The sequence below is a fragment of the Acinetobacter baretiae genome, assembly GCF_015627105.1.
In the GTDB taxonomy this organism is placed as follows: domain Bacteria; phylum Pseudomonadota; class Gammaproteobacteria; order Pseudomonadales; family Moraxellaceae; genus Acinetobacter; species Acinetobacter baretiae.
This window is the reverse complement of record NZ_VTDM01000046.1, coordinates 1-8,026: the sequence shown is the minus strand read 5'-3', so window position 1 is coordinate 8,026 and position 8,026 is coordinate 1. Positions and strand designations below refer to the sequence as shown.

General features: G+C 37.7%; 4 protein-coding genes. 2 read left to right on the top strand and 2 right to left on the bottom strand.

Annotation, left to right across the window (positions count from 1 at the left end; all coding sequences use genetic code 11):
* A partial coding sequence (locus I2F17_RS12070; protein ID WP_268920053.1) for an ESPR-type extended signal peptide-containing protein occupies nucleotides 1-4,342 on the bottom strand: 4,342 nt, incomplete at its 3' end.
* Between the two features lie 281 nt (nucleotides 4,343-4,623).
* Between I2F17_RS12070 and fmt the strand changes: the two genes are divergently transcribed.
* On the top strand, nucleotides 4,624-5,583 hold the full coding sequence (fmt, locus tag I2F17_RS12065; protein WP_211140109.1) for a methionyl-tRNA formyltransferase: 960 nt from the start codon (nucleotides 4,624-4,626) through the stop codon (nucleotides 5,581-5,583).
* The gene (gene rsmB / locus I2F17_RS12060) at nucleotides 5,583-6,896 is read left to right on the top strand and encodes a 16S rRNA (cytosine(967)-C(5))-methyltransferase RsmB (protein WP_211140108.1); all 1,314 of its coding nucleotides are present in this window, start codon (nucleotides 5,583-5,585) and stop codon (nucleotides 6,894-6,896) included. The genes fmt and rsmB overlap by 1 nt, the downstream gene beginning before the upstream one ends.
* A gap of 20 nt (nucleotides 6,897-6,916) precedes the next feature.
* Here the strand turns inward: rsmB and zupT are convergent, their stop codons facing one another.
* Nucleotides 6,917-7,714 (bottom strand): zinc transporter ZupT, encoded by a 798-nt coding sequence (gene zupT, locus I2F17_RS12055; protein ID WP_196424032.1) that lies wholly within the window; start codon nucleotides 7,712-7,714, stop codon nucleotides 6,917-6,919.
* Nucleotides 7,715-8,026 lie beyond the last annotated feature (312 nt).

Sequence of the window (8,026 nt, the reverse complement as noted above, 5' to 3'; positions counted from 1 at the left end):
TACCATCTTTGACATTGCTGATCACAGTGTTTGCCGCATTAATGCCATCTTTACCAACACTTGGGCCATCTTTGATACTAAAGCCATCTGCACCATAATTGGTTTGGCCTGTAGTGTTGCCGTTGGCATCTTTGGTCGTTACCGTAGTACCTGCAGCAGTGGTTTCACTGTTGTTGCCTGTTTTATCTGTCAGTGTTGAGCTGGTTGGTGTCGTGCTATTTGTATTGCCAGAGGTGTCTTTTAACGTTGTGCCGGCTAAAGCATAGTTTGCAGATGAACCGTCTTTTCCTTGAATGTTGGTGCCTGAACCGCTCAATGTGGCTGTGTTGCCTGCCGCATCAGTGGTTGCTATCCCATCATTGTTCAATGCAGTATTACCTGCTGTGACGCTACCGTCTTTGCCAAGGTTTAGATCTTTGGCAAGTTTAACCTCAAGACCATCTGTACCGTTGGCAACCACGCCAATGTTGTTGTCGGTGAGTTTTGTGCTGTCTGCACCACCTTTAATGTTAAGGGTATCACCGAGTTTACGAGCAACATCTGTACCGCTGTCACCTGCAAAGCTTAAACCTTTGTTGATTAAAGCATTACTCGTTGATGTTAATTGAGAGACATTCACTGCGTCTGTATCTGCTGTTCCTGCAGCCACTTTTGTGATCTTCATGTCGGCAGCATTGATACCTGTGGTCGTTACACTCGGACCGTTATTGACTGTCAAACCTGTAGCTGTCACTGTACTGCTATCAGTGCCATTGTTTACCGATAAACCTGTATTGCCCACGCTCACATTGTTTGTACCATCTGTGTACGCGGTATTACCTGCTGTTATTTTTGTGCTGGTTTTATTGTCACTTGATGCAATCACGTTATCACTAGCAGTCGTGGTAGTGCGATTGCCACTTGAATCCACCAGTTTTGCTTGTGTTAAGTCATAATTTGCTGTGGTCTTTTGATCACCTGAAGTAATTGCTGTACCTGTACCCGATAAAACGCTGTTATTTCCTGTGGTGCTGTCGGTCGCTTTCACTGTTTGGAAGTTTGAGTTCTGATCAATACCCACAACGATATTACCGTTACTGTCAGTCGTGGTTTTAATATTGCCCGTGTTGTATTGATCGTCCGCTTTATTTCCTGTGCCTTTGATGGTGAGGGTTTCACCTAGATTTTTATGTGTAGTGATACCATTGGTGTCTTTAAAATTGAGACCTTTACTCGTGAGGCTGTTACTCGTTGATGTTAATTGAGAAACATTCACTGCGTCTGTATCTGCTGTTCCTGCAGCAATACTTGTAATTTTTTGACTACCTGCATCAATTCCAGATCGAGTAATTGATGGACCTTCTATCGCTCCATTTTGGTCACGAAAGTTTACTCCTGCTGCAGTCACTGTAATTTGTTTACCAGAAGAATCTTTGCTAGATAAACCACCTGAAAGTAAGCTGGTTGAGTTATTTAAAGGGTCAGTTACACTCACACCATTTGTATCAATCGATGTATTTCCTGCCTTGACAGTATCAACATTAATATTTTTTGATAAATTATAAGTGACTTGATTATCACTATTTGAAGCAACCAAATTACCATCTGTATTGGTAAAATTAACTGTTTCACCCAACTTAACGTTATCCGAGTTACTACCATTGGCAGTAATATTGAAGCCTCTATTAGTTAAAGCATTACTCGTTGATGTTAATTGAGAGACATTCACTGCATCTGTATCTGCTGTTCCTGCAGCTACTTTTGTGATCTTCATGTCGGCAGCATTGATACCTGTGGTCGTTACACTCGGACCGTTATTTACTGTTAACCCATTAGCACTTACGGTGCTTGTGTTCGTACCATCAGTTACATTTAAACCTGTTGATTTTGTAACAGTAGTATTACCATTGGCGTCTTTAATGGTTGTATTATCGGCTTGAATGGTATTAGTACGACCATTTCCATCAGCAAGTTGAGTTTGCTTTGATGTAGACTCATTACTATTTGCTTGATTATCAGATAATTTTGAGCTAGTTGCAGTAAAACTATTATTATGCCCGAGTGCATCGCCATTACTCGTATTCAAACCTGATGCAGTAGAAATGCTTTTATTGTTACTTGCATCTGTAAGTGTTGATGCTGTGGCTGTAATAGCATTATTATTTTTTGAATTATCAGAGACATTTACGCCAGTCGTTTGAGTAACTGTCGTATTACCATTTGCATCTTTAATACTCGCTTGATCAGCGGTAATCGTGTTGCTACGGCTATTACCATCTGTAATAACCGATCCAGCAGCACTCGTCACTGTTTTATTATTACTACTATCTGTTGAAACTAAACCATCGTTGTTTAACTTTGTAGCACCAACTGTCAAACTACCATCACTCGTTAAGTTTACATTTTTAGCAAGATTATAAGTGACTTGATTATCACTATTTGAAGCAACTAAATTACCATCTGTATTGGTAAAATTAACTGTTTCACCCAACTTAACGTTATCAGAATTAGTGCCGTTGGCGGTAATATTAAAGCCTTTACTAGTTAAATTATTATTCGTAGCTGTTAATTGAGAGACATTCACTGCATCGGTATCTGCAATACCTGCTTTGACATTGGCAACTGTATTACCTGTTGCATCAAAACCTTTTGCTGTCACCGCACCTGTAAAAATTGGGGCATTCGCAATTTGTACATCTACAGTGTTACCAGACACAACGGTTTTTACATTTGAGTTAGAGCTATCAGCCGTTGAACCACCAGAAATTGTTAATGTACTGCCCAATTGATTTGATGAGCTTCCACTATTTCCCTTAAACGTAATTGGTTTAACCACTTCGGTATTTAAAGTGGTAAATGCATTCTCTACACCGTTTACTGTCGTTTGTGTACCATCAGTTTTAGTAATTGTATAACGTGGTGTTGTTACTTGGCCCGTTGTCTGATCTAAAGCAGAACTACCACCTAGAGCTGTAGCAGTACTTTTTGCCACATTATCTGTATAATTTTTTGTTGCTTTCAATTGAGCGACGTTTACTGCATCTACGTCATTTGTACCTGCTGCAACGCCTGTAATTTGACGGCTGACTGTAGAGCCACTTCCTACAGCAACTGCAGCATTCGTAGATTTCCAAACATTTGTCGTATTTGTACTGCCTTGACCTGTAATAGGATCATAACCTGCTACACCTGCATCTATAGATGAAATAGAGTTAGAACCTATTGCAACTCCACCTGCTTTTGTTGCTTGTGCACCAGTACCAATAGCCGTACCGCCCTCTTTAGCAACTGCCTGAGTCCCTAATGCTGTACCATTTGTAGCAGCAGTACTTCCTCCACCGATTGCAGTTGCATTATCTCCAGTTGCTTGGGATCCTGTAGAAGATGAACTTCCTGAGCCAATGGCTGTAGAGTTTAAACCTGCAGATTTTGAATTAATACCAATAGCAACCGAACCTGTTTGAGATGCATTTGAAACAGCACCAATCGCTAGTGCACCTTGTCCACTTGCATTTGCTGTAGTTCCTAATGCTACAGAGGCATCGCCTGTTGCATTTGAAGCCATACCATATGAACTAGCAAAATTTCCCGTTGCTTGAGACATTGCACCTAAAGCAACAGCCCCACCACCTGATGCCTTCGTTGCATTATAACCTGTAGGTAAATCAACACCTGTAATTGTTTTATAAGTTGAATTAGATGCTGATCTTACTTTATCTATATCATCACCACCTACCGCTATTGATGAATTTCCAGAAGCAACAACATTATTACCAACGCCAACAGACTGATCACCTGAAACAATTGTATATGGGCCTATAGCGACAGATTGTGCATTTCCTGTACCACTGCTATTTGCTGTTGAAGCTCCATTACCAATAGCTACAGAATCTCTGTTTGCTGCATTTGCACTCAGCCCAATTGCTGTAGAGTTATCTCCGACCGCTGTAGATAAATATCCAATTGAAATCGCCGCAGTACCACTTGCTGTTGCACCTGTACCTGTATTTTGACCACCACCTGCTGCAAAAGAATTATTACCTGTTGCCTTTGCGTCATTCCCGAAAGCAGCTGAACCAAATCCAGTTGCTTTTGCACCTGAACCATATGCAGAACTACTTTGTGCACTTGCTGTTGCACTGTTACCAATTGCAGTTGCATAACTTCCTGATGCAGAGGCAGCATTATCTCCTGAACCCTGAGCTGAATAAGATGCAAATGCACTTGGCGCAAAAACAATCATCGCTGCAAATAAGCTAGCAGACCCTACAGTTTTTGTTTTTGTTTTAGATTTTGCTAACTCCGAAACAGCAACCCAAGCACCTAAAGAAGCGTTCCAAACAATTTTATATACTTTATTCATATTCTTAACCCTATCTATCGTTTTTTAAAACTTGAAATATTGTTCGGTATTAGTATTTACAGTGACGAATTATTAATAAAAAAACATGGTTATGTACAACAGTATAAAATTCACTCAGTAAATTACAAACCTAAAAGTATTACTGATATGTAAAAATAATTTATTTTTTGTTTAGTTTTTGAGTCAGTTTATTGATTAAATCAGATCATCAAATATGAGGGTTATATTCCAAAATCCCGTAATGTTATAATGCTTGCAGTTCAACATATGGATCACTGACATTGAATATTCTTTTTGCTGGAACACCTGAGTTTGCAGCGATTGCTCTGGAAGCATTGATTAATACACCACACAATATCGTCGCAGTTTACACACAACCTGACCGCAAATCAGGTAGAGGGCAAAAGATACATTGTTCAGAAGTTAAGCAACTTGCATTATTACACAATTTGCCTATTTTTCAACCAGAAAACTTTAAAAAAAGTACAAATCATGGATTAGCTGCACAACAAGAACTACTGGCATTAGACATCGACGTCATGGTTGTCGCGGCTTACGGTTTAATTTTGCCACAAGAGATTTTAGATGCACCAAAGTATGGTTGTTTAAATATTCATGGTTCATTACTCCCACGTTGGCGAGGTGCAGCACCTATTCAAAGAGCAATAGCAGCGCAAGATCAAGAGACAGGGATCACCATTATGAAAATGGAGCGTGGCTTAGATACAGGTGATATTCTTCTTAAAACATCATGTCCAATTACTATTAATGACACTTCTGCAACATTATATGAAAAATTGGCAAAACAAGGTGCAATTGCGATTTGTCAGGTTGTTGAAACCGAAAAAACATTGATTCACTATCTCAATCATCGACACATTCAAAACGAAGACGAAGTCACATATGCCCACAAGCTCACTAAAACAGAGGCTAAAATTGACTGGCAACTCACAGCCACTCAAATTTGTGCCAATATCAGAGCCTTTAACCCTTGGCCAATTGCATTTATAGCAATAGATCAATATAACTTACGCGTGTGGTCAGGCCATGTCGCTATCTATGATCTAACACATCAAGCAACTTATGGCGAAGTTTTACAAATAACCTCAGATGGTATTTATATTTATTGTGGCCAAAATAGTGTGCTTTGTATTACTTCATTACAATGGCCAAATGCAAAACCCTTTACACCACAACAAGTCATACAAGCCAATAAACTACACGTTGGGCAGATCTTATAATGAATCAAAACAAACACTTATCACCAACGTATCAATCTCTAAATCTAAGAGCACAAGTTATTGTTTTAATTAGTAAAATACAAGATGGAGAATCATTGTCTACACAATTAGATCAACATCTTAATCAAGTATTAGACAAAGATAAAGCACTGTTTCATGAACTCACACTAGGTACTTTACGACAATGGTATGCACTTAAATCTGCCTGTCTACCACTTATAAAAACCCCCATAGATAATCACATGCTTCACGCAGCTTTACATCTTGGTTTATATCAACTTATATACACTAGAATTCCAGCACATGCTGCAATATCTGAAACAGTAAATGCTGTTAAACAACTTAAACTTGGACAATTTAGTGCCTTAGTCAATGCAATTTTAAGACAATACACTCGTACACCAGAAGAATTAGGCTCTACTGTACACCAAGCACATGCTTTACCAAGTTGGTTATATAAACGGCTTAAAAATAACTGGCCTGAATATCTAGATGATTTAATCAGTCAACTCAAAAAGAGTAGTTCAATTACCTTACGAGTAAATGTACGTAAGACTGATCGAACTGCATACCTCACTGAACTACAACAACAAAACATTGATGTGAGTTGTAGTCAATTGTCTGAACAAGCGATTCAATTGAATGAAGCTGTATCTATTAAATCCCTTCCTAGTTTTAATCAAGGGTTATTTTCAGTTCAAGATGAGCATGCTCAATTGTGCGCTGATATTATACCCAATATTAATGATAAAATAGTGATCGATGCATGTGCGGCACCCGGAGGAAAAACTACTCACTTACTTGAGCGATATACTCCTCGACAGTTGATTGCACTCGACAATAGTTCATCAAGATTACTTAAAATTCAAGAAAATCTTCAACGCCTTCAATTAACACATCAACATTGTCAAATAATATGTAAAGATGCCACCACTTGGAAAAGTGATCAACAAGCAGATTTAATTCTTTTAGATGCACCATGTTCTGCTACAGGTGTAATACGTAAACACCCCGATATTAAGTTGCTTCGTAAATCTTCAGATATCGAAACGATTGTCTCTTTACAACACGATATATTAGAAAATTTATGGCCTCAAGTTAAAATAGGTGGTCATTTACTATATATTACTTGTTCCATTCTAAAAGCAGAAAATGAAAATCAAATGATCTCTTTTTTTAGTAAACATAAAGATGCTCAAGAAGAGGTTTTAAATGTATCTTGGGGAATTAAGCAAAAGTATGGAATTCAGTTATTACCAATTAAAGATGTAGGAGATGGTTTTTATTACTGCTTAATAAAAAAAGTGGCTTAAAAGCCACTTAATACATATATTTATGCAAACTTAAAGGCAACCAAACTTATTGCTAATGCACTCATTCCAATTACAAGGCCATAGACTGTTTCATGGCCTTTAGAGTACTTCTTAGCTGTAGGTAACAATTCATCTAAAGCCAAATACACCATTACCCCCGAAATTAAACCAAAAACTACGCCATATACAATATCATTTAAATAAGGTGCTAAGAATAAATAACCAATTGCTGCGCCAAAAGGTTCTGCTAAACCTGATAAAAAGCTTGCGCCCACTGCATACCATTTATTATTTGTAGCAATATATACAGGTAATGCAATAGCAATCCCTTCGGGAATATTATGAATGGCGATCGCAATGGCTAAAGGTGCACCAACTATAGGGCTATCTAATGTTGCAAAAAAGGTGGCTAAACCTTCAGGTAAATTATGTGCTGTAATTGCAAACATGGTTAATAATCCAGTTCTCATAATTTGTTTATGATTCATTTCTGAGACTGTATTTTTTTCTAACGTATCATGTGGATTAGGAACTAAGCGATCTAAAAATAAGACTAGAATCATCCCGCCTAAAAATGAAAATGTTGCAAAACTATAGCCTATATTTTCGGCATAAACTGACTCAAAAGAAGATATAGATTTATTAAGTATTTCAGTTAAAGATACATAAACCATTGCACCTGCAGCAAAAGCAAGTCCAAAGGATAATAAACGTGCACTCGGTTGTTTAAAAAAACAGACGATAATACCACCGATAACTGTTGCAAGGCTTGCAGCGATCGTCAACATAAATGCAATGAATACATTATGATCAACCATACTTAAAAATTCCAAAAATAAACAATTAACGATTTATATCAGATTTCATTTACTTTAGCTATGCACATAGAAACACATCATAAACTTATACATAGATTCATCATAAGTGCATCGATGGAGGGATTTAAAGCGATTAAATTTCCTATTCAGGATTTTAGATTACGCTGATGTTTTTTTATCGATGTGGATATGTTCTTGAATTAGGATGATGTGTTGTGGGTAGATGTTTTGTTTTTTCTTTGAGTGTGGGTTATAGATGTTGTGTGTACAGTAGATATCATCTGGATTTATAAAAATGTAAGGCTAAAAAAA